We start from the raw sequence: 21,695 nt of genomic DNA, 5'->3' as shown, positions 1-21,695 counted from the left end.
TTACTTGAAGCGGAAGGTGATACGACCCTTGGACAGGTCATAGGGGGTCATTTCCACATTCACCCGGTCACCTGCCAGAACGCGAATACGGTTCTTGCGCATCTTGCCACTGGTATGGGCGAGAATAACGTGTTCGTTGTCCAGCTTTACGCGGAACATGGCATTAGGCAGCAGTTCGGTTACTGTGCCGCTAAATTCGATCATGTCTTCTTTAGACATTGCATCCTTCGTGTATGTTAAAACTGACGGAAGTTCTGGTCAGCAGGTATGGTTGAGGGGCGCTTGGCGGTCAAGCGTTAGGTGTTTGCTCGGCCAGGGCATCCAGCCGGGCAGAAACGCTAAGGGCGTGGGCTTGCAGCCCTTCGGCATGGGCCAGAGCCACGGCGGAAGGACCAATTCGGCGCAGGGCGTCCGGCCCGCCGGACAGGAATGTCGTGCGCTTCATAAAGTCGTAAACAGACAAGCCGGAGGCAAAGCGCGCGGTGCGCGATGTGGGCAGGACATGGTTTGGCCCCCCCACGTAATCCCCCACCGCTTCGGGGCAGAAACGGCCCAGAAACGCCGCTCCCGCGTGCCGGACATGCACAAAAAGGGCCTCTGGGTCATCCACCATCAGTTCCAGATGTTCGGGTGCCAGACGGTTGGCCAGTTCCACAGCCTCAAGCAGATCACGGGTAATGAGCACAGCCCCATTGCGCGCCCAGCTTGCACTGGCAATGGCGGTGCGGGTCAGGACTTTCAGCTCCGCGTCCACTGCTGCAATGACCCTGTCGGCAAAGGTGGCGTCGGGGGTAATCAGTGTGGCCTGTGCCAGTTCGTCATGCTCGGCTTGGGCCAGCAGGTCGAGTGCGATCACGCGCGGGTCGGAGCCCGAATCGGCAATGACCACCACATCGGACGGGCCTGCAATGCTATCAATCCCCACATGCCCAAAGACCTGCCGTTTGGCTTCGGCCACATAGGCGTTGCCGGGGCCGACAATACGGTCAACGGGCTGGATGCTCTGCGTACCATAGGCCATGGCACCTACAGCCTGCGCACCCCCTACGCGGTAGATTTCGGTTACGCCTGCGCGGTCGGCGGCGGCCAGCACCAGCGGGTTGATCACACCATCGGGCGTGGGCACGCACATGGCCAGCCGCCCAACCCCGGCTACTTTGGCGGGAATGGCGTTCATAAGCACGGAGGACGGATAAGCCGCCTTGCCACCGGGAACATACAGGCCAACGGCGTCCAGCGGAATCCAGCGCATGCCAAGGGTCATGCCCGCGTCATCAGTGTAGCGCATGTCTGCGGGGAGTTGCTTTTGGTGGAAGCTCTCAATCCGCCGGGCAGCAACGTCCAGTGCGTCCAGCAGTTCGGGGCTGACCTGCGCCTTGGCCTTGGCCACTTCTTCAGCGGTAAAGGCCAGTTTTTCCGGTGTTACGGGCAGGCGGTCAAAGCGTTCGGTCAGGGCGCACAGGGCGGCATCGCCCTCCTTGCGCACGGAGGCCAGAATGTTGGCTACGGGGCCGGTGACTTCCTGCCCCTGTTCTTCCCGGTTGGTCAGCAGCGCGCTGAAGGCGCTTTCAAAACCGGCATCGCGCGTATCAAGCCGTTTCATGGAGTCTGGTCTGCCTTACACATTATTTTGCGGCGGGCGCGCTTTGCGCAAGCGCCGTGCGGAAGCGTGAGAGAATGCCGTCAATCTGGTCGGGGCGGGTTTTGAGCGCCGTGCGGTTGATAATCAGGCGGCTGGAAACCTGAGCAATGGTTTCCACCTCCTTCAATCCGTTTGCGCGCAGGGTGGAGCCTGTGTCTACCAGATCCACAATCAGGCGTGACAGGCCGAGCATGGGTGCTAGTTCCATGGCGCCGTGCAGGTGCACAATGGTGGCGTTAATACCGCGCGCGGCAAAAAAGCGGCGGGTAATGGCAGGGTATTTGGTGGCGACCCGCACCTCTGACCAGCGCGACCATTCCTGTGGGTCATGCGGCAGGTGGGCTGGCTGGGCCACCGCAATGCGGCATGAGCCAATGCCCAGATCAAGGGGGGCATAAATTTCGGGGTAGTCAAATTCCATCAGAACGTCAGAGCCGCAAATGCCAACCTGCGCACCGCCAGCAGCCACAAAGGTGGCAACGTCAAACGAGCGGACACGTACAATGTCCACGCGGGGGTCTTCGGTGGAAAAACGCAGCTTGCGGCTGCTGTCGCCCAGACAGTCGGCGGAAGGGGCCATGCCCGTACCCGCCATAAGAGGGGTGACAGCCTTGAGAATACGGCCCTTGGGCAGGGCCAGAACCATTTGTCCATTATGGCCCGCACCAAGCGCGTTGGCGGTCTGGGGGTCTGTAAGGGACTGGTTCATGTAAACTCCGGCAGGCAGGGCGTTGGAATGCGGCCTGCTCTCCTAGCACAAGGTCGCCGGGAAGAAAAACCGGCAGCCTGTTGTCCGGGTGGAAGAAATGCCTCCACCCGGACAGTCAGGGTAGGTTTTAGCGCTTCCACCACCCCGTACGACGGCGGGTTGTTGGCGGGCTATCCTCAATCACGATCGGCTGCACCAGCGGCTCTGCCTTTTCCTGCGCGGGGGCCGGTGTGGCGTCTGCAGCAGGTGCCGCTTCTGTGCTGGCTTTGCGGGTCGTGCGGCGGCGGGTGGGCTTTTTGGGCGCATCCTGCTCCGCATCCGGTGTTGCGGTGGTGTCGGCTGTCGCTTCTGCCGTAGCCGCTGCTGCCTTGCTGCGCGGTGCGCGGCGACGGGCAGGTTTTTTGGGCGCGGCCTGTGTTGCCTCACCCGCTACGGTTTCTGCCTCACCCGCTTCCGGCGCATCAGCCGCCGGGGCGTCTACGCTGGCGGTAGCCGTTTTGGCGGCTGCCGGTTTGCGTGTGGCGCGGCGGCGTGTGGGCTTGGCGGGTGGTGCGGCCTGCGCCTCGGGCTGTTCGTCCGGCACCTGTGGGGCCGGAGCGGGAGTTGCAGGCTCGGCCACCACAGCCGGGCGGGCAGGTTCTTTGGCTGCGGGGGCAGGGGCGGGCTTGGCCTGCGCACTGTTTTCCAGCAGTTCAAAAATATCCGGTCCGTCACCAAACGGGTTGGCGGGGGTTGGCCCGGTCCAGACCGCACGCTGCGGACGGGGGGCTGGCCCTTCGGCAATGGCAACGCGCTGCTCCTGTGCCGAGTCGGAAGGCTGGCGCTGTACGCGTGAGTGGCGTGTACGGCGGCGGCCCGGGACAAGGTGCCCGTCCGTACCCTGTGGGGCGGCAGGTGCAGTTGGGGCTGCTTCTTCCGCCACGCGGGTGTTTTCGGGCTCGTCTGCGTCTTCACCACCGGTGTCGGCTACGGCTTGGGTCCCGTTCTGGCCCTGTGCGTTGCCATTACCACCCCCACGGCGGCGGCGGCGGCGACGGCGGCGGCGTGGTTCCTCATCCCCCGTAGCGGTTTCCGCCGTTTCGGGCAGGGCAGTGGGTGCGGCGTTTGCGGGGGCTGGCAGAGCGGCAACCGGAGTGGGGTCCGCATCCACGTTTTCGACCGGCGGCAACTGCTGCTGCGCTGTATGCGCCGGACGGGCATGGGCGTGGGCACGCCGTTCGATGCGGATTTCCGGCGCAGGCAGTGTGTTGTCGGGGGAGAACAGCACTTCCATCTGGTGGCGCTGTTCGATGTTGGCCAGCCAGTCACGCTTGTTGTTGAGAATGTAGAACGCAATCTCTGCTGCAACATGCACGGTAATGGCGGAGGCCCGGCGGCGTGCGCCTTCCTCTTCCACCGAGCGCAGGACGTGCAGGGCCGAGCTTTCCACGCTGCGGGTCATGCCGGTGCCATTGCAGTGCGGGCAGACCGTAAAGGCTGCTTCCGCCACCGAGGGGCGGAGCCGCTGGCGTGACATTTCCAGCAGGCCGAAATGCGAGATGGAGCCGATCTGGATACGGGCGCGGTCATGGCGCAGCGCGTCCTTGAGGCGGCGTTCGATTGTGGCGTTGTGGCGGCGGGATTCCATGTCAATAAAGTCAATGACAATCAACCCGGCCAGATCGCGCAGGCGCAGCTGGCGTGCCACTTCGTCCGCAGCTTCCTGATTGGTGCGGAAGGCGGTTTCTTCAATATTACGCTGGCTGGTGGCCTTGCCGGAGTTCACGTCAATAGCGACCAGTGCTTCGGTCTGGTTGATGACCAGATACCCACCCGAGCGCAGAGACACCACGGGGGAGAACATGGCGTCCAGATGCCCTTCCACGTTGTAATGGGTAAAGAGCGGCTGGTGCTCCTTGCTCCACAGGCGCACTTTTTCGGCATGCTGAGGCATGAGCATGCGCATGAAGTCGCGCGCGGCTTTCCACCCGCTCTCACCATCCACCACGATCTCGCTCACATCACGCGTGTACACATCGCGGATGGCGCGTTTGACCAGACTGGCTTCCTCGTAAATCAGAGCCGGGGCCATGGACTGGAGCGTATGTTCGCGAATGTCGTCCCACAGATGGAGCAGGTATTCGCAGTCACGCGTAATTTCGGGGCCGGGGCGCTGGGCACCTGCGGTGCGCACGATCATGGCCATGCCGCGCGGCAGGTTCAGGCTGCTGACAATATCACGTAGGCGGCGGCGGTCGGCAACGGAGGTAATCTTGCGGGACACGCCACCGCCACGCAGTGCGTTGGGCATGAGCACGCAGTAACGGCCAGCCAGCGAGACGTAAGTGGTCAGCGCCGCACCCTTGTTGCCGCGTTCTTCCTTGACCACCTGCACCAGCAGGACCTGACGGCGGCGGATAACTTCCTGAATACGGTAATTGCGCAAGAAGCGGGCAATGCGCTTCTGTATCAGCGCTTCTTCACCCGTGTCGGTCTCACCACTGACGTATTCCGGTGCGTCCTGCCGTTCCTCACCGTCTTCACGCGTGTCGGCATCGGCGGCGGCGCGTGTGTCTTCCGCTTCGCTGTCCGTATCGTGCTCGGCTGCATCGTCCTCATCGGAGTCAGCGGCGGCATCGTCCATCAGGGTTTCTTCTTCGGCCTGAAGGGCGAGCAGTTTTTCGCGGTCGGCAACCGGAATCTGGTAATAATCCGGGTGAATTTCGCTAAAGGCAAGAAAGCCGTGCCGGTTGCCGCCGTATTCAACAAAGGCGGCCTGCAGGCTGGGTTCTACGCGAATAACGCGGGCGAGGTAGATATTGCCTTTGAGCTGCTTTTTTGCAGCAGATTCAACATCATAATCTTCGAGTCTATTTCCGTCCATCACAACAACACGCGTTTCTTCTGCGTGTGTTGCGTCGATCAGCATCCGCTTTGACATAAAAAGAAAAACTCCGGTGCGTTGGTGGCCAGCCTGCGCGGTGCTTTTGCCAACATGGCGCAGCACGGAGCAGGGGCGCTTCCAGCGGGTATAAACAGGCGTGAACTGGAAAACCGAAGGTGCCTGCAAAGCCCGCTGGCAGCCGCGCGCCAGTACCCCGCAGGCATGCCTGTGCCTGTGGTCTGGCGGAGATACTCAGGGCGATGGGGCGAGCTATGGTCGTTTATCCTTCGGTCGTCGCTTTGCGCGGTCCCCGGTCGCATGGTGCTGGCGGATAATGCCGCGCAGACACAACGCCCGGAAGACAGCAGGCAGAGTGCACGGCAGGTACACTAATGCCCAGATGCCATGCACATTAAGCATGACCCAAATGCCGCCAGACTGCAAGCTCTTCGTAATAAAGGCTTGGGGCTGCAAAAGGGTGGTTATTTTTTTGCCATTTTTCGGGCACATTGTCGGGCTTGCAACCTCAAGGATGAAGGCGCGCTCTAATGGCACCGCACAGGCCACACCTGCTGCTCTCCCCCTCTTCCAGCCTGTCTGTGCCGCGCAGGACTTTTCTCGGTCATGTTGCGGGGGGTGTTGCTGGCGGTGCGGTTCTGGCGGGGGCGGCGCTGCCTGCTCTGGCGCGGGCAGGGCATGGGGGCGTGTTGCATGCCCCTGCCGTGGTCGGGCGTGCGGCACCATCCAAGCCGCTGGTCATGCTGGACCCGGGGCACGGAGGCAAGGACCCCGGTGCCATCGGTTTTTCCGGTACATATGAAAAGCATGTGGCCGAGGCGGCGGCGCAGGAACTTTCGCGCCAGTTGCTGGCCACGGGGCGTTACCGTGTGGCGCTGACGCGGGCGAGCGATCATTTTATCCCCCTTGATAGCCGGGTGGATATGGCCCAGCAGCATGGGGCGGCACTCTTTATTTCCATGCATGCGGATGCGCTGCACAATGCAAGTGTGCGTGGGGCCAGTGTATACACCCATGCGCACGGTGCATCCGATAGCCAGACAGCCGATTTGGCACGTACGGAAAACAGCGCGGACCGTTTTGGCGGGCCTATGGTGCATGGTGCATCGCCCGAGGTGCAGCAGATTTTGGCCAGTCTGGTTACGGAGGAAACCCGCAAGGGGTCCTCCCACATGGCGCAGGCCGTGGTTTCGGCCTTTCAGTCCCGTGTGCAGCTTTTGACCCATCCGCACCGCCATGCCGCGTTTGCGGTTCTCAAATCTGCCCAGATTCCCTCTGTTCTGGTGGAAATGGGGTTCATGTCCAACAGGCTGGATGAGGCCGCACTGCGGCAGGCGGGGCACAGGGCCATGGTGGCGGGGGCTATGTGTAATGCCGTAAACCGTTATTTTGCCTCTGCCGGGGCTGGTCTGGCGGGGTAAGCTTGTGCTCGCGTGGTATTGGTCGGTAACGCCGTGTGGCGCAACATTATGGTGCGCCGCCTGAGGCGTTGTGCTGAGCGTGGGATTTGCATGAAAGCAGGGGGTAGAAAAGCAGAAGCCCCCTTGCGGGGGCTACTATGCTTACCAATTCTCAGAGAGAATTTGGTGCCCAGAAGAAGACTCGAACTTCCACAACCTTTCGGTCACAGGTACCTGAAACCTGCGCGTCTACCAATTCCGCCATCTGGGCTCAAATGGCAACCCGGAGTGTTCCGGGCTGGTGAAGAGGCATTTACCCCGCACACATGTTAGCGTCAACAGGTAAAATGATTTTTTTTGACGAATTTGTGTCAGCCCCCGCTCTGGCGTGCTGGGGGCGAATGCCACACAGTGGGGTATTGGCATAGGCGCATGGCGTTAAAGCAGAGGGAATACGGGCATGAATGGGAACAGAACTGCGGCGGTGCTGGGCGGTAACGGTTTTGTCGGCCAGTATGTTGTGCAGTGTCTGGCGCGGGCCGGGTACACGGTCCGTGTGGCCAGCAGGCGGCCCGACCGGGGGGCTTTGCTACGCCCCATGGGGCGTGTGGGGCAGGTGGCCCCTTTTTACGCATCCGTGCTTGATGAGAGTACGGTGGCTTGCGTGGTGCGTGGTGCCGATGTGGTGGTTAATCTTGCGGCTATCCTGTCTTCCTCCTCTGCGCAGAGCCTGCATGCGGTCAATGTAGATGGGGCAGGGCGTGTGGCGCGGCTGGCGGCGGAGGCTGGGGTGGCACGTTACGTGCATATGTCCGCCCTTGGTGTGTCGGAGCATGCGCCATCCGCCTATGGGCGCAGCCGGGCGGCGGGCGAGGCGCTGGTGCGGCAGTACCGCCCCGATGCCTCCATTGTGCGCCCCTCGGTTATTTTTGGGCCGGAGGACAGGTTCTTTAACCTGTTTGGTGCGCTGGCGCGCTATCTGCCGTTTATGCCGGTTTACGGGGCAACCACGCGCGTGCAGCCCGTTTATGTGGGGGATGTGGCGCAGGTTGTGGCGCAGGTGGCGGATACGCCCGAACTCTCGGGGCGTGTATGGCAGCTTGGCGGGCCTGACGTTATGACCATGCAGGATATTGCGACCTTTGTCTTGCGCCAGACGCAGCGCGACAGGCCGGTGGTGCGTGTACCCATGGCGCTGGCCCGTTTGCAGGCGGCGGTGCTGGAGCGTTTGCCGGGTAAGGTTCTTACGCGGGACCAGTTGCTTATGCTTGCGCAGGATAATGTTGTGCCCCCCACGGAATCGGGGTTTGAGGTGCTGGGGCTTGTGCCGCGCAGCGTGCAGGCCTGTGTGCCGTTTTATCTGGAGCGTTACAGGGTTGGCGGTGGCCGCTCTGGGGTTTTTGTTCCACAACGGTAGGTTGGAGCAAAAAAGGTCCGGAATGAGACGCTTTAAATTGTAAAAAATGCGTATTTTGAGGTCATTCCGGACTTAAATTTAAAATAGGTAAGCAATGCTGTCTTTTTATCCTGAACGATAACAGGCACGTTCCCTCCTGCTTGATTTTAGGGGGCGAGGTTTGTCTGCCGCGCCCTTTGTAGCCGGGGATGGCGTATGACAACCAAGATGCTGAAATTTGTCTCCGTTCCGCAAAAGCAGCCACAAAAACGCACGGCGGCTGAGCGGCGGACGGATTTTGACGAAATTTACAATGACTTCAAACCCGAGCAGGCGACCGAGCAGGCCAGCCGCTGCTCGCAGTGTGGTGTGCCGTTCTGCTCCGTGCACTGCCCGTTGGGGAACAACATCCCCGACTGGCTGATGCTCACGGCGCAGGGGCGGCTGGAGGAAGCCTATGGCGTGTCCTCCGCCACAAACACCTTCCCCGAAATCTGTGGCCGCATCTGCCCGCAGGATCGCCTGTGCGAAGGGAGCTGCGTGATCGAGCCGGGGTTTGAGAGCGTCACCATTGGTGCGGTTGAACGCTTTGTAACCGATACGGCGTTTGAGAACGGCTGGGTCAAGCCGGTTGCCCCCGTGCGTGAGCGCTCCGAATCCGTGGGTATTGTGGGGGCTGGCCCCGCCGGGCTTGCGGCTGCCGACCAGCTACGCGCGCAGGGCTATCAGGTCCATGTGTATGACCGGTATGACCGCGTGGGCGGGCTGCTGGTTTACGGTATTCCCGGCTTCAAGCTTGAAAAGCATATTGTCGCACGCAGGCACGAACTGCTGGTGGACGGTGGGGTTGTGTTCCACCTTGGTCAGGGCATTGGCTCTGGCGCGGGCGAGTTGTCCTTTGCCGAGCTGCGTGGGCGGCATAATGCGGTGCTGATTGCAACCGGCGTGTACAAATCCCGCGCAATTGGCGGCCCCGGTGCCGGCCTTGCAGGGATTGAGAAGGCGCTGGACTACCTGACGGCCTCCAACCGCCGCTCTTTGGGCGATGTGTTGCCTGAAGACGCGCAGGCGCTGGATGCAGCAGGTAAAAATGTGGTGGTGCTCGGCGGTGGCGATACAGCCATGGACTGCGTGCGCACGGCCATTCGTCAGGGTGCCAAATCCGTACGCTGCCTCTACCGCCGTGACCGCGCGAACATGCCCGGCTCCACGCGGGAGGTAAAAAATGCGGAGGAGGAAGGCGTGCAGTTTGAATGGCTGGCCGCCCCTGAGGCATTCCTTGGTGACACACACGTCACAGGCGTGCGCGCATCCCGCATGAAGCTGGGCCTGCCCGATGCCTCGGGCCGCCAGTCGGTCGAACCGCTGGAAGGGTCTTCCTTTACGCTTGAGGCCGATCTGGTGATCGCAGCCCTCGGCTTTGACCCCGAACCCCTGCCGCAGTTGTGGGATGAGCCCGCACTCGCGGCCTCGCGCTGGGGAACGCTCAAGGTGGACCAGAAGAGCTTCATGACCTCGCTGCCCGGTGTGTTTGCAGCAGGGGATATTGTACGTGGGGCCAGTCTGGTCGTGTGGGCGATCAAGGACGGGCGGGAAGCTGCCCAGAGCATCCATGAGTGGATCAGGGCCGATGCAACGGCTCGTACGGCGGAGCAGGGATAATGGATATGGAACAGTTTTCGCACACTGTTTCCGCTGAAAGCGGTGAAGAGTTTCTCAAGGCATGGGACGCCAACGTGCAAGCCCTCGACGGGCTGTATGACCCGGCGGATGAGCGCGATTCCTGCGGTGTGGGCCTTGTGGCGGCCCTCGATGGCAAGCGCCGCCGCGAGGTGGTGGAGGCTGGCATTGCAGCCCTGAAGGCCATCTGGCACCGTGGTGCGGTTGATGCTGACGGCAAAACAGGCGATGGCGCGGGTATTCATGTGGAAATTCCGCAGGAATTTTTTGCCGACGCCATTACCAGCACGGGTGACCGCCCCAGCGATGGCCCCATTGCTGTGGGGCAGGTGTTCCTGCCCAAGACCGATTTTGTGGCGCAGGAACAGTGCCGCCAGATTATCGAAACCCAGATTCTGGCCTTTGGCTATGGCATTTACGGCTGGCGGCAGGTGCCGATCGACACCTCCTGCATTGGGGAAAAAGCCAATGCCACCCGCCCCGAAATCGAGCAGATTCTCATCCGCAACCTGCCGGGTAAAACGGAGGAGGCATTTGAGCGCGATCTGTACGTTATCCGCCGCCGGATAGAAAAAGCCGCCATTGCAGCGCAGGTGGACCTGTATATCTGCTCGCTGTCATGCCGCTCGCTTATCTATAAGGGTATGTTCCTTGCCGAGCATCTGACCGAGTTCTACCCAGACCTGCTGGACGAGCGCTTTGTCAGCCGCTTTGCCATTTACCACCAGCGCTATTCGACCAACACCTTCCCCACATGGAAGCTGGCGCAGCCGTTCCGTCGCCTTGCCCATAATGGTGAGATCAACACCATCTCGGGCAACATCAACTGGATGAAAAGCCACGAAACGCGCCTGTCCCACCCCGACCTTGACCCGTGGATGGCCGACATCAAGCCGCTGGTGCAGGCTGGTGGGTCGGATACGGCCACGCTGGACAACGTGTTTGAACTGCTGACCTTTGCCGGGCGCGATGCCCCGTCGGCCAAGGCGCTGATGATCCCGGCCAGTGTCGGCGGCAATGCGGCCATGAAGCCCGCCCACCGCGACATGTTCACCTACTGCAATGCGGTGATGGAACCGTGGGATGGCCCCGCAGCCCTGTGTGCGACCGATGGCCGCTGGGTTGTGGCTGGTCTGGACCGCTCCGGTCTGCGCCCGCTGCGTTACACTGTGACCACCGACAACCTGCTGATTGTTGGCTCCGAAACCGGCATGGTCCGCGTGCCAGAAAACGCCATTGTCAGCCGTGGCCGCCTTGGCCCGGGTGAGATGATTGGCGTGGACCTGGACGAAGCCAGACTGTACGGTAACAGCGCGCTGTTGGATGTGCTGTCCTCCCGTCAGGATTTTTCGGACTGGATCAAGCGGACCCAGAAGATCGGCCACCTTGTCCGCTCGGATGTGACCGAGCCGGTCTATTACAAGGGGGATGAACTGCGCCGCCGCCAGCTGGCTGTTGGCACCACACTCGAAGAGCTGGAAACCCTGCTCCACCCGATGGTGGAAGACGCGAGCGAGGCCATTGGCTCCATGGGGGATGACACGCCTCTGGCTGTGCTGTCTCCGCGTTATCGTGGCCTGTCGCACTACTTCCGCCAGATGTTCAGCCAGGTGACCAACCCGCCCATCGACAGCCTGCGTGAAGCGGGGGTGATGAGCCTTGCCACACGGCTTGGCAACCTTGGCAACATTCTGGACCAGTCGGCCGAGCAGTGCGACATGCTGCAACTGCCCAGCCCTGTGCTGACATCGGGCGAGTACGAGGCCCTGCGTGGCTTCTGCGGTGCATCTGCCAGCGTCATCGACTGCACCTTCCCCGCAGCGGATGGTGAGGCTGGCCTGCGTGAGGCCATTGCCCGCATCCGCCGTGAGGCGGAGGAAAGTGTGCGGGGCGGCTGTACCCATGTGTTCCTCACGGATGAGGCCCAGTCCCCCGACCGCGCTTCCATCCCCATGATTCTGGCTACGGGGGCTGTGCATACCCATCTGGTCCGCACGTCCCTGCGTACGTTCACCTCGCTTAACGTGCGTACGTCCACAGCACTGGATGTGCATGCCATTGCCGTAACCATTGGTGTGGGCGCCACAACGGTTAACCCGTATCTGGCGCAGGAAAGCATTGCTGACCGCCACCGCCGTGGCCTGTTTGGCAGCCGCAGCCTGCGTGAGTGCATGGAGCGTTACCGCAAGGCGGTGGACAAGGGTCTGCTTAAGATCATGTCCAAAATGGGTATTTCCATTGTGGCGTCTTACCGTGGTGGCTGCAATTTTGAGGCAGTGGGCCTGTCGCGCGCCCTGACGGCGGAATTCTTCCCCGGTATGCCCTCGCGCATTTCCGGTATTGGTCTGTCGGGCATTGCACGCAATGCGCTGAGCTTCCACGAGCAGGCATGGGGTTCGGCCTCGGCCCTGACCCTGCCTGTGGGCGGGCTGTACAAGCTGCGCCGCAGTGGGGAGCAGCACGCATTTGATGGCGGGCTGATCCATATGCTCCAGACCGCCGTGGCCACAGACAGCTTTACCATCTACCAGCGCTATGCCGATGCGGTGCGCGCCCAGCCCCCCGTGGCGCTGCGCGACCTGCTCGACTTCCGTGATGGGCGTACGCCTATTCCGGTGGAAGAGGTGGAAAGCATTACGCAGCTGCGCAAACGCCTGATTTCCCCCGCTATTTCGCTCGGCGCACTCAGCCCCGAAGCGCATGAAACGCTCTCCATCGCCATGAACCGGATTGGCGCCAAGTCCGATTCCGGGGAAGGGGGGGAAGACCCGGCACGCGCAAAGCCGCGCCCCAATGGGGATAACGCGTCTTCGGCCATCAAGCAGGTGGCATCGGGCCGCTTCGGGGTGACCGCGCAGTACCTCAATGACTGCCGTGAGCTGGAAATCAAGGTGGCTCAGGGTGCCAAGCCGGGTGAGGGCGGGCAGTTGCCCGGCTTCAAGGTGACCGAGCTGATTGCCAAGCTGCGCCATGCCACACCGGGGGTCACGCTGATCTCGCCCCCGCCGCACCACGATATTTACTCCATCGAGGATCTGGCCCAGCTTATTTACGACCTCAAGCAGATCAACCCGGATGCCAGCGTGACCGTCAAACTGGTCGCACGTTCGGGCATTGGCACCATTGCCGCTGGGGTGGCCAAGGCCAAGGCCGACGCCATTCTCATTTCCGGCCATTCGGGTGGTACGGGGGCAAGCCCGGTCAGCTCCATTAAATACGCGGGTCTGCCGTGGGAGCTGGGGCTGGCGGAAACGCATCAGGTGCTCATGCTCAACCGCTTGCGCCACCGTGTGCGCCTGCGCGCCGATGGTGGCATCAAAACCGGGCGTGACGTGGTGATTGCCGCCATGCTGGGTGCGGAAGAGTTTGGCATTGGCACGGCCAGCCTTGTGGCCATGGGCTGCATTATGGTGCGCCAGTGCCACTCCAACACCTGCCCGGTTGGCGTGTGCTCGCAGGACCCGGCCATGCGCGCCAAGTTTGAAGGCACGCCCGAGAAGGTGATCAACCTGTTCTCGTTCATTGCGGAGGATGTGCGCAACATTCTGGCCTCCCTTGGCTTCCGCACGCTTAACGAGGTTATTGGCCGTACGGACCTGCTGCGTCAGGTCTCACGCGGGGCAGATTATCTGGACGATCTGGACCTGAACTCCCTGCTCTCGCAGGCGGATCCGGGGCCGTATGCGCGCTACTGCACGCTGGAGGGCCGGAACGAGGTGCCCGACACGCTGGATGCGCAGATGATCAACGATGCCCGCCCGCTGTTCGACCATGGCGAGAAAATGCAGCTGCACTACAATGTGCAGAACACCCAGCGCGCCATTGGCACGCGCATTTCCTCGCTGATCGTGCGCCAGTTCGGCATGAAAACACTGGCACCCGGCCACCTGACCGTGCGCCTGCGTGGGTCTGCCGGGCAATCCCTTGGTGCGTTTGCCGTGCAGGGGCTCAAGCTGGAAGTGCTGGGTGACGCCAACGACTACGTGGGCAAGGGCCTGTCGGGGGCGACCATTACGGTTCGTCCTTCTCCCTCCTCCACGCTGGTGTCCAACCAGAACGCCATTATTGGCAACACCGTGCTGTATGGTGCCACAGCGGGTGAGCTGTATGCGGCAGGGCAGGCGGGCGAGCGCTTTGCCGTGCGTAACTCGGGTGCCACAGCGGTGATTGAGGGCTGCGGCTCCAACTGTTGTGAATACATGACCGGCGGCACCGTTGTGGTGCTGGGGGAAGTGGGCGACAACTTTGGCGCAGGCTTTACCGGCGGCATGGCCTTTGTGCTGGACAGCAACGGGGGCTTTACCAAGCGGATCAACCCCGAGGCTCTTTTGTGGTCGCGTGTGAGCGACCCCAAATGGGCGGAAAAACTGCGCGCTCTGGTCGAGCGGCATGTGGAGGAAACAGGCTCGGCCTATGCCTCCATGCTGCTGCATAAGTGGGACGAGGTTCTGCCCCAGTTCTGGCAGATTGTGCCCAAGGACTATGCCAAAATCATCGGCTTTAGTGTGGACGGCGCGGAGCAGGCCATATCGGCCTGAGCCAGCCAGCCTTTAGTCGCTGTGAACAGACAGAACGGGCGGGGGCTTATGGCTCCCGCCCGTTTTGCCGTTCTGGTGCTTTGTCTTTGCATGCAAGGGCTCTCGCCTCTGGTGGATTTGCGCGGTAGAGTGAGGGCATGGAACATACCGCGCATTTTTCCCGTTCGCTGTCACTTCCGCTCATGGCGGCGGAAGCCGGACCTGCCTCCTCCTCCGCCCAAGGGGCCAGCACCCTGCCGCGCTGGGACCTCTCGGCCCTGTACGCGGGTATGGATGACCCGGCACTACAGGCCGATCTTGCAGCGGCCACCGCTGCGGCCAAGAGCTTTGCCCGCCTCTACCAAGGTAAGCTGGGCAGCCTGAGTGGCGCGCAACTGGCGCAGGCCCTGAGCGAATTTGAAGAGATAGAGGAAAAACTGGGCCGTGCTGGCTCCTATGCCTCTTTGCTGTTTGCTGCGGATTCGTCCGATGCGGCCATCAGCCGCTTCAGCCAGTCCATTAACGAACGGCTGACCGATATTTCCACCGACCTTCTGTTCTTCGGGCTGGAACTCAACCGGCTGGAGGAGGCCGACCTTCAGACCAAGGTGCAGGACCCGGCCCTTGCCCGCTGGCAGCCGTACCTGCGTGACGTACGCATGTACCGCCCCCACCAGCTTGGCGATGACGTGGAAAAGGTACTGCTGGAAAAATCGGTCACCGGTGCGCAGGCATGGTGCCGCCTGTTTGATGAGACCATAGCCGCCCTGCGGGTCACGGTGGATGGGCAGACCATGCCGGTGGGCGATGCGCTCAACCGCCTGTCCGATACGGACCGCGCCGTGCGTGAGCGGGCAGGCAAGGCGGTAGGGGCGGTGTTTGAGGGCAATGTCCGCCTGTTTGCACTCATTACCAACACGCTGGCCAAGGATAAATCCATCTCCGATGGGCTGCGGCATTTTGCCCGCCCGACCTCTTCGCGCAATCTGTCCAACATGGTGGAGGACGAGGTGGTGGATGCGCTGGTCTCCGCCGTGCGTACGGACTACCCGCGCCTGTCCCACCGCTATTACAGCCTCAAAGCCAAATGGATGGGGCTGGACAAGCTGGAACACTGGGACCGTAACGCCCCCCTGCCAGGGTGTGAGGACCGCCAGATTCCGTGGACCGAGGCCAAATCCATTGTGCAAAAGGCGTATGACGGGTTTGACCCGCGCATGGGCAAGGTTATCAACACCTTCCTGACCAGCCCGTGGATTGATGTGCCGCCTGCACCGGGCAAATCCCCCGGTGCGTTTGCACACCCCACCGTGCCATCGGCCCACCCCTATATCCTGCTCAACTACCACGGCCGCATCCGTGATGTGATGACACTGGCGCACGAGCTTGGCCACGGCGTGCATCAGGTGCTGGCGGCAAAGCAGGGTTATCTTATGTCCGATACGCCCCTCACACTGGCTGAGACCGCCAGTGTGTTTGGCGAGATGCTGACCTTCCAGTCCCTGCTGGACGGGGAAAAAGACCCCACCCGCCGCCGTCTGCTGCTGGCTGGCAAGGTGGAGGACATGCTCAACACCGTGGTGCGCCAGATTGCGTTCTACGAGTTTGAGACCCGCGTGCATGACGAGCGCAAAAAGGGCGAGCTCCTGCCAGAGCAGATTGGCGCAATCTGGCGTGCGGTGCAGACCGAGAGCCTTGGCCCGGCCTTTAACTTTACACCCGAATACGATGTGTTCTGGGCGTATATTCCCCACTTCATCCATTCACCCTTCTATGTATACGCCTACGCATTCGGGGATTGTCTGGTCAACGCGCTGTACAAGGTGTTCAGCGAAGGGGCTCCGGGGTTTCAGGACAAATACATCACCATGCTTCAGGCAGGGGGGACGCTGCGGCATAAGGAATTGCTGGCCCCGTTCGGGCTGGATGCATCGGACCCCGGTTTCTGGCGCAAGGGGCTGGACGTGATTTCCGGCTTTATTGACCAGCTGGAGCAGGACTGAGCATGGCGCGCGATCTGGATAACTCCGGCATGTTCGGGGAGTTGCGGCGTATGGTGCAGACCACCGGCACGGTGGGGGGCATTGCCGCACGTCTGGCCGGGCATAAAATGGGCATCCGCTCGGGTGGTGCAACCCATGCGGAGGACCTTAAGTCCGTTCTGGGCGGGCTTAAAGGCCCGTTGATGAAGGCTGCCCAGCTTCTGGCCACCATTCCCGGCGCTCTGCCCGAAGAATATGCGGAGGAACTGGCCCAGCTCCAGTCCAACGCGCCACCCATGGGCTGGAACTTTGTGCGCCGCCGTATGACAGCGGAGCTGGGGGCGGGGTGGGAGAAGAACTTCCGCGCCTTTGGCAAGGAGGCCGCTGCTGCGGCAAGCCTTGGGCAGGTGCATCAGGCTATTCTGGCCGATGGCCGCAAGGTGGCCTGCAAGCTCCAGTACCCGGACATGAACTCGGCAGTGGAGGCGGACCTCAAGCAGTTCCGCATGGCCATTGGGGTGTACCACAAGCTCGACAACGCCATCCGTCAGGATGATGTGGTGGAGGAACTGGCCGAACGCCTGCGTGAGGAGCTGGACTACCGGCGCGAGGCCGCGAATATGCGGCTCTACCACAATATTGTGCAGGGCTGCCCGGATGTAACGGTGCCACTCCCCGTGGACGCGCTGAGCACGCGCCGCCTGCTGACAATGGAATGGGTGGCGGGCCAGAACCTGAATACCGCCATCAAGGCCGGGTTAAGCGAAGAGCAGAAAAAAAAGATCGCCCGTGCCCTGTTCCGTGGCTGGTATGTGCCGCTCTACCAGTACGGTGTGGTGCATGGCGACCCGCATATGGGCAATTTTACCCTGCGTGAGGATGGCGGGCTGAATCTGCTGGACTTTGGGGCGATCCGTATTTTTCGGCCCTCGTTCATTCAGGGGAACATCGATCTGTACAACGCCCTGCGCACAAAGGACGAGGACCTGGCCGCCCATGCGTATGAGGCATGGGGCTTCCGCGACCTGTCGCGCGAGAAGGTGCGTGTGCTGAACGAATGGGCCAGCCTGCTCTACGCTCCGCTGATGGACGACCGCGAGCGCTATATTCAGGAAGAGAACACCCCTGAACATGGGCGCGAGGTGTTGAGCCGCGTGCATGAAGGGCTGCAAAAAACGGGGGGTGTGCGCCTGCCGCGCGAATTTGTGCTGGTGGACCGCTCCGCCATTGGTCTTGGCTCGGTCTTTATGCGGCTCAAGGTCAAGATGAACTGGAGCGAACTGTTCCACGAGATTGTGGAAGGGTTTGACGTGCAGGCCCTGACCGAACGGCAGAATGCCGCCATCAGGGAAGCCCGCTTTCCGCCGGATGCTCCTCCGGCCACCTGAGCGGGCGGGCTGCGCCTTTGGGCGCAGGCCCCACGCCCACGTTTGCGGTGTTTAGTACGCCTGATAGGTCGCGCGTTTGAGGTGGAGCTGGTTGTATTCAAGCTGGCCGGGGCTGAGCTGGAAGCCCACCTCAAACCGATAATCGGAATCAACATTGCGGGGAGGGATCGGCAGGTCGATCGTGATGACCTTGCTGGTTGTATCAAAAGTCGCAAGGTTGGCGGGGAATGTGACCGTGTGGCGGAAGATGTGCTTGTTCACAATCCGGTCCCCGTGCAGCACGGCAATAAACCACGGTATGTTCAGTTTTTCTGTGCTGGAGGCGGGGCCGCGTTCTACCGTAATGTGGAGTGCGACTCGGGTTTTCAGGTCCTTGGGGCCACCGGCCGAGCACTCGCCCTCCAGCTTGACAATGCTGGCCCGCGCTATCAGATCACCAAAACTGGTGCCCTTTCCGTTGTAAAGGTAATAGTCCGCCGCTTCGGACGGAATATGTGTCACGGGGCAGGCGGGCGCAAATTCGGTTGAGGTGGTTTCCCCCCCTCCGCACCCTGTCAGCGCCGTTATCAGGCCCATGGCCAGTGCGCCAGAAGCGGTTACGCGGGGGAGCAGGCTGCGCAGGCGGGTAAAAACATAAGGCATGGAGGAATCCGGCATTGATGGGGTGGAGGAACAAAAATGGGTGACGCACCAACCCGTTACACCCCTGCGGGCGTGTGTTTCACGTCTTGAATGCTGCAAAACGGGTTGCATCACATGCGTCCTTTGCGTAGGCCACAACTGCCACGGCCTTTACCGGGTTTCGGGCGTAGCCTGTTTTCAATATGCTTCTTCATAGCCAGTTTTCTTCTATACAGCCCGCTGCAACTTTGGGGAACACCATGCCCGATCAAACTGACACCCACACGACCACCCAGAGCACGGACGCCCGGCATGGCCGCTCGCTCAAGGTCCTTCTGGCTGGCCCGCGCGGCTTTTGCGCCGGGGTGGACCGCGCCATCCGCGTTGTGGAGGAGGCCATCCGCCGCTACGGCGCGCCGGTTTACGTCCGGCACGAGATTGTTCACAACCGCACCGTTGTAGAGGAACTGGAGGCACAGGGTGCCATTTTTGTGGAGGAACTTGATGAGGTCCCCGCAGATGGTCATGTTGTTTTTTCCGCCCACGGTGTGCCCAAAACCGTGCCAGCCGAGGCCGAGCGCCGCAACCTGCTGTACCTGGATGCCACATGCCCGCTGGTCTCCAAGGTCCACCGCGAGGCCGAGCGCCATTATGCAGCAGGTGGCCCGGACAGCCGCCATATTCTGATGATCGGCCATGCCGGTCACCCTGAGGTCGTCGGGACCATGGGCCAGCTCCCCGCCGGAGCCGTAACCCTGATTAACGATGCGGACGAAGCCCGCAGCGTGCAGCCCGCTGACCCCTCCATGCTGGCGTTTATCACCCAGACCACGCTCTCTGTTGATGATACGGCAGAAATTGTGGACATCCTGCGTGAGCGCTTCCCCCTGATTGAAGGGCCCAAGCGGGAGGATATCTGCTACGCCACCACCAACCGGCAGGAAGCGGTCAAGACCATTGCTCCCGAGTGCGATCTGGTGATTGTGATTGGCTCGCCCAACTCCTCCAACTCCCAGCGCCTGCGCGAAGTGGCCGAGCGCTCCGGTGCGGCCCGCGCCCTGCTGGTCCCCCGGCTGGACGCGCTGGACTGGTCGGTGCTGGACGGTGTGGGCACGCTGGGCATTACAGCCGGTGCCTCTGCCCCGGAAGCGCTGGTGCAGGAAATGCTGGCCGAAATGGCCAAGCGTTACACCCTGTGCATTGAAGAACGGATTGTGAAGGAAGAAAACGTCACATTCCGCCTTCCCGCACCGTTGGGCTAAAGGTGGTTCATGGCCGTTTATACGGACGTTAGCGACGAGGCGCTGCAGGAGTTTCTGGCAGATTTTGCCATTGGCTCCCTTGTGGCGTTCCGTGGCATTGCCGAAGGGGTTGAGAACAGCAACTTCCAGCTTCGTACAACGGAGGGGGACTATATCCTCACCCTGTACGAAAAGCGGGTGAATGCGCGTGAGCTCCCTTGGTTTTTGGGCCTTATGCAGCACCTCGCGCGCGAGGGGGTGACCTGCCCGCAGCCTGTGGCTGACAGGCAGGGCATTACGCTCAAAACCCTTGCAGGCCGTCCTGCGGCCATTACCACCTTTTTGCCCGGTGTGTGGCCCCGTACCGTGCGGCTTGAGCATTGCCGCCCCCTTGGGCGCGCTCTGGCCCAGCTGCATGCGGCAGGTCGCTCCTACGCGCCAGAGCGCCCCAATGCGCTGGGGCCACAGGCATGGGCGCCCTTGCTGCAAAGCTGCGCCAATGGGGCGGATGCGGTGCAGCCGGGTTTACAGGCGGAGCTGGAACAGGCTCTTGCCCACATTGTGCCCGCATGGCCGGGACATGGGCAGAACGCCCCCCTGCCGCGTGGGCAGATCCATGCCGATCTGTTCCCCGATAATGTGTTTTTTCTCCACAACACCCTGTCGGGCCTGATCGACTTTTACTTTGCCTGCACGGATTATCTGGCCTTTGACGTGGCCATCTGCCTGAACGCATGGTGCTTCCAGCCCGATGGTGCGTTCAACGTCACCTTCGCCCGGCAGCTGTTGCTAGGGTACGAGGATGTGCGCGTGCTTGAGGATGTGGAGCGTGCGGCCATGCCGGTTCTGGCGCAGGGGGCGGCCATGCGCTTTTTGCTCACCCGGCTGTATGACTGGATCAACACCCCGGCCGATGCGCTGGTAACACCCAAAAATCCGCTGGATTACCTCCGGCGGCTACGGTTCCATCTGGCAACGCAAAGTGTGGGTGGTTATGGACTCTGAGACGTCATCCGCAGGGGCGGAAAACCGGATGCAGGTTGAAATCTGGACCGATGGGGGGTGCAAGCCCAACCCCGGTCCGGGTGGCTGGGGTGTGCTGCTGCGCTGCAAAGGCGTTGAGCGCGAGCTTTCTGGCGGGGAGCTTGCCACGACCAACAACCGCATGGAGCTGACTGCTGCTGCCGAAGCGCTGGAAGCGCTGAAAAAACCCTGCACCGTAAACCTGCATACTGATAGCGAATATGTGCGTAACGGCATTACGCGCTGGCATACAGGCTGGGTGCGCCGCAACTGGCGCAATGCCGCGGGTGACCCGGTGGCCAATATGGATTTGTGGCGTCGCCTGCTGGATGCCGCCAAGCCGCATGATGTCTCTTGGCATTGGGTTAAAGGGCATTCCGGTGTGCCGGAGAATGAGCAGGTAGACCAGTTGGCGACTGAAGCGCGTATACGCATGGAAGAGCAGAAAGCGGGCGCGTAACAGCGCCTGCCTGCATATTTTCACATTGTTAAGTCTCTGTTTTGTAAACCGTGCGGGGCATGTTCCCCCCACGCGCAGCCGCCTGTGGACGCCCTGCCACAGGAATGAGGCGTATGACACGCCCCCCGCTGATGCGGCCCTTATTGCTCCATGTCTGACTGGTAGAGGTCGATGTAGTCCTGTGGGTCGCCGGGTTTGGCATTTTTGGGCTGGCCGATGACCCGCACATAAATTCTGGTGGACGGTGTGCCCCCGTTCATGAGCACGCTGCGGGCGGCAAGCCCACGGGCCAGTGCCATGCGGCGGGGAAGGGAGATATCATCCGCCGCACCCGAGCTATAGGCGTTTACCAGTACGCGCACATGCGGCTTGTAAGCAAGATTCTGCCCAAATGCCAGAATGGCCTGATGTGTCTCGGGGTTCAGGTCGGCTGAGCCGGGGGCAAATGTCAGGCGGATACCGCTGGGAATGGGGGTGACAACGCCCTTTGCCTGCACCTGCACCGTGGGCTGTGGCGGAATGGGGAAGGGGTGAATCTCCACATCCGATGGTGCGGGGGTCAGTTGTGGCAGGGGCGGTGGCGCATTGGGTATGGTGGCTTCCGGTGGTGGCCGGGTTGGTGTGGCGGCGGCGGGCGCACCCGGAACTGCATTGGCCCCTTGACCCTGTGCGGGAGCGGCCCCACCCGCAGGAGCAGGAGCAGGAGCAGGAGCAGGAGCAGGAGCAGGAGCAGGAGCAGGAGCAGGAGCAGGAGC

Annotated in this window: 16 protein-coding genes and 1 tRNA gene; 10 read left to right on the top strand and 7 right to left on the bottom strand. The window is 61.8% G+C overall.

What is annotated here, in order from left to right; genetic code table 11:
• The 4 genes from infA to HK26_RS01790 form a co-directional block, all read right to left on the bottom strand.
• Window positions 1-219, bottom strand: coding sequence for a translation initiation factor IF-1 (infA, locus tag HK26_RS01805; protein WP_003623225.1), 219 nt, complete (start codon window positions 217-219; stop codon window positions 1-3).
• Between the two features lie 70 nt (window positions 220-289).
• Window positions 290-1,603, bottom strand: coding sequence for a histidinol dehydrogenase (gene hisD, locus HK26_RS01800; RefSeq protein WP_086638231.1), 1,314 nt, complete (start codon window positions 1,601-1,603; stop codon window positions 290-292).
• 22 nt (window positions 1,604-1,625) lie between these two features.
• On the bottom strand, window positions 1,626-2,351 hold the full coding sequence (hisG, locus tag HK26_RS01795; RefSeq protein ID WP_086638230.1) for an ATP phosphoribosyltransferase: 726 nt from the start codon (window positions 2,349-2,351) through the stop codon (window positions 1,626-1,628).
• A 127-nt stretch (window positions 2,352-2,478) separates the two neighbouring features.
• Complete coding sequence (locus HK26_RS01790; protein ID WP_257640814.1) at window positions 2,479-5,271, bottom strand: Rne/Rng family ribonuclease; 2,793 nt, start codon at window positions 5,269-5,271, stop codon at window positions 2,479-2,481.
• Between the two features lie 24 nt (window positions 5,272-5,295).
• Here HK26_RS01790 and HK26_RS13830 point away from each other — a divergent pair, with 24 nt between their 5' ends.
• On the top strand, window positions 5,296-5,607 hold the full coding sequence (locus tag HK26_RS13830) for a hypothetical protein (protein ID WP_148299099.1): 312 nt from the start codon (window positions 5,296-5,298) through the stop codon (window positions 5,605-5,607).
• A 155-nt stretch (window positions 5,608-5,762) separates the two neighbouring features.
• Window positions 5,763-6,653 (top strand): N-acetylmuramoyl-L-alanine amidase family protein, encoded by an 891-nt coding sequence (locus HK26_RS01785; RefSeq protein WP_086638228.1) that lies wholly within the window; start codon window positions 5,763-5,765, stop codon window positions 6,651-6,653.
• A 163-nt stretch (window positions 6,654-6,816) separates the two neighbouring features.
• Here HK26_RS01785 and HK26_RS01780 read toward each other — a convergent pair.
• Window positions 6,817-6,903 (bottom strand) — tRNA-Leu (locus HK26_RS01780).
• A gap of 189 nt (window positions 6,904-7,092) precedes the next feature.
• On the opposite strand from HK26_RS01780, the gene HK26_RS01775 reads away from it, so the two are divergent.
• The 5 genes from HK26_RS01775 to HK26_RS01755 all read left to right on the top strand — a co-directional run bounded on the left by HK26_RS01775 (window position 7,093) and on the right by HK26_RS01755 (window position 17,595).
• Entirely contained in the window at window positions 7,093-8,049 is a 957-nt protein-coding gene (locus HK26_RS01775) for a complex I NDUFA9 subunit family protein (protein WP_086638227.1), read from the top strand.
• Window positions 8,050-8,244: 195 nt separating this feature from the next.
• The gene (locus HK26_RS01770) at window positions 8,245-9,690 is read left to right on the top strand and encodes an NAD(P)-dependent oxidoreductase (protein ID WP_086638226.1); all 1,446 of its coding nucleotides are present in this window, start codon (window positions 8,245-8,247) and stop codon (window positions 9,688-9,690) included.
• Window positions 9,690-14,246 carry a glutamate synthase large subunit gene (gene gltB / locus HK26_RS01765; RefSeq protein ID WP_086638225.1) on the top strand — a complete coding sequence of 1,519 codons (4,557 nt, stop codon included), beginning with the start codon at window positions 9,690-9,692 and terminating at the stop codon, window positions 14,244-14,246. The genes HK26_RS01770 and gltB overlap by 1 nt, the downstream gene beginning before the upstream one ends.
• A 137-nt stretch (window positions 14,247-14,383) precedes the next feature.
• A complete protein-coding gene (locus tag HK26_RS01760) occupies window positions 14,384-16,228 on the top strand; it encodes a M3 family oligoendopeptidase (protein WP_086638224.1) in 1,845 nt (614 codons plus the stop codon).
• Window positions 16,229-16,230: 2 nt separating this feature from the next.
• A complete protein-coding gene (locus HK26_RS01755; RefSeq protein WP_086638223.1) occupies window positions 16,231-17,595 on the top strand; it encodes an ABC1 kinase family protein in 1,365 nt (454 codons plus the stop codon).
• A gap of 51 nt (window positions 17,596-17,646) precedes the next feature.
• On the opposite strand, the gene HK26_RS01750 is transcribed toward HK26_RS01755, so the two are convergent.
• Window positions 17,647-18,237 (bottom strand): hypothetical protein, encoded by a 591-nt coding sequence (locus HK26_RS01750; protein ID WP_257640813.1) that lies wholly within the window; start codon window positions 18,235-18,237, stop codon window positions 17,647-17,649.
• Between the two features lie 239 nt (window positions 18,238-18,476).
• On the opposite strand from HK26_RS01750, the gene ispH reads away from it, so the two are divergent.
• The 3 genes from ispH to rnhA are packed head-to-tail and all read left to right on the top strand — an operon-like array spanning window position 18,477 to window position 20,940.
• Window positions 18,477-19,478 (top strand): 4-hydroxy-3-methylbut-2-enyl diphosphate reductase, encoded by a 1,002-nt coding sequence (ispH, locus tag HK26_RS01745; RefSeq protein WP_086638221.1) that lies wholly within the window; start codon window positions 18,477-18,479, stop codon window positions 19,476-19,478.
• Window positions 19,479-19,487: 9 nt separating this feature from the next.
• Window positions 19,488-20,462 (top strand): homoserine kinase, encoded by a 975-nt coding sequence (locus HK26_RS01740; protein ID WP_086638220.1) that lies wholly within the window; start codon window positions 19,488-19,490, stop codon window positions 20,460-20,462.
• Entirely contained in the window at window positions 20,452-20,940 is a 489-nt protein-coding gene (gene rnhA / locus HK26_RS01735) for a ribonuclease HI (RefSeq protein ID WP_086638219.1), read from the top strand. Before HK26_RS01740 ends, rnhA begins: the two co-directional genes overlap by 11 nt.
• A gap of 140 nt (window positions 20,941-21,080) precedes the next feature.
• Here rnhA and HK26_RS01730 read toward each other — a convergent pair.
• On the bottom strand, window positions 21,081-21,695 hold a 615-nt coding region (locus tag HK26_RS01730), incomplete at its 5' end, for an OmpA family protein (protein ID WP_180539257.1).

Source organism: Acetobacter okinawensis, assembly GCF_002153655.1.
GTDB lineage: Bacteria > Pseudomonadota > Alphaproteobacteria > Acetobacterales > Acetobacteraceae > Acetobacter > Acetobacter okinawensis_A.
Note: the sequence above shows the minus strand (reverse complement) of the source record. Positions and strands in the feature narration are given on the sequence as shown.

Bases quoted from the DNA above. Each gene is read 5' to 3' on its own strand.
- infA (WP_003623225.1), bottom strand. From the start codon at position 219: ATGTCTAAAGAAGACATGATCGAATTTAGCGGCACAGTAACCGAACTG.
- hisD (WP_086638231.1), bottom strand. From the start codon at position 1,603: ATGAAACGGCTTGATACGCGCGATGCCGGTTTTGAAAGCGCCTTCAGC.
- hisG (WP_086638230.1), bottom strand. From the start codon at position 2,351: ATGAACCAGTCCCTTACAGACCCCCAGACCGCCAACGCGCTTGGTGCG.
- HK26_RS01790 (WP_257640814.1), bottom strand. From the start codon at position 5,271: ATGTCAAAGCGGATGCTGATCGACGCAACACACGCAGAAGAAACGCGT.
- HK26_RS01785 (WP_086638228.1), top strand. From the start codon at position 5,763: ATGGCACCGCACAGGCCACACCTGCTGCTCTCCCCCTCTTCCAGCCTG.
- HK26_RS01775 (WP_086638227.1), top strand. From the start codon at position 7,093: ATGAATGGGAACAGAACTGCGGCGGTGCTGGGCGGTAACGGTTTTGTC.
- HK26_RS01770 (WP_086638226.1), top strand. From the start codon at position 8,245: ATGACAACCAAGATGCTGAAATTTGTCTCCGTTCCGCAAAAGCAGCCA.
- gltB (WP_086638225.1), top strand. From the start codon at position 9,690: ATGGATATGGAACAGTTTTCGCACACTGTTTCCGCTGAAAGCGGTGAA.
- HK26_RS01760 (WP_086638224.1), top strand. From the start codon at position 14,384: ATGGAACATACCGCGCATTTTTCCCGTTCGCTGTCACTTCCGCTCATG.
- HK26_RS01755 (WP_086638223.1), top strand. From the start codon at position 16,231: ATGGCGCGCGATCTGGATAACTCCGGCATGTTCGGGGAGTTGCGGCGT.
- HK26_RS01750 (WP_257640813.1), bottom strand. From the start codon at position 18,237: ATGCCTTATGTTTTTACCCGCCTGCGCAGCCTGCTCCCCCGCGTAACC.
- ispH (WP_086638221.1), top strand. From the start codon at position 18,477: ATGCCCGATCAAACTGACACCCACACGACCACCCAGAGCACGGACGCC.
- HK26_RS01740 (WP_086638220.1), top strand. From the start codon at position 19,488: ATGGCCGTTTATACGGACGTTAGCGACGAGGCGCTGCAGGAGTTTCTG.
- rnhA (WP_086638219.1), top strand. From the start codon at position 20,452: ATGGACTCTGAGACGTCATCCGCAGGGGCGGAAAACCGGATGCAGGTT.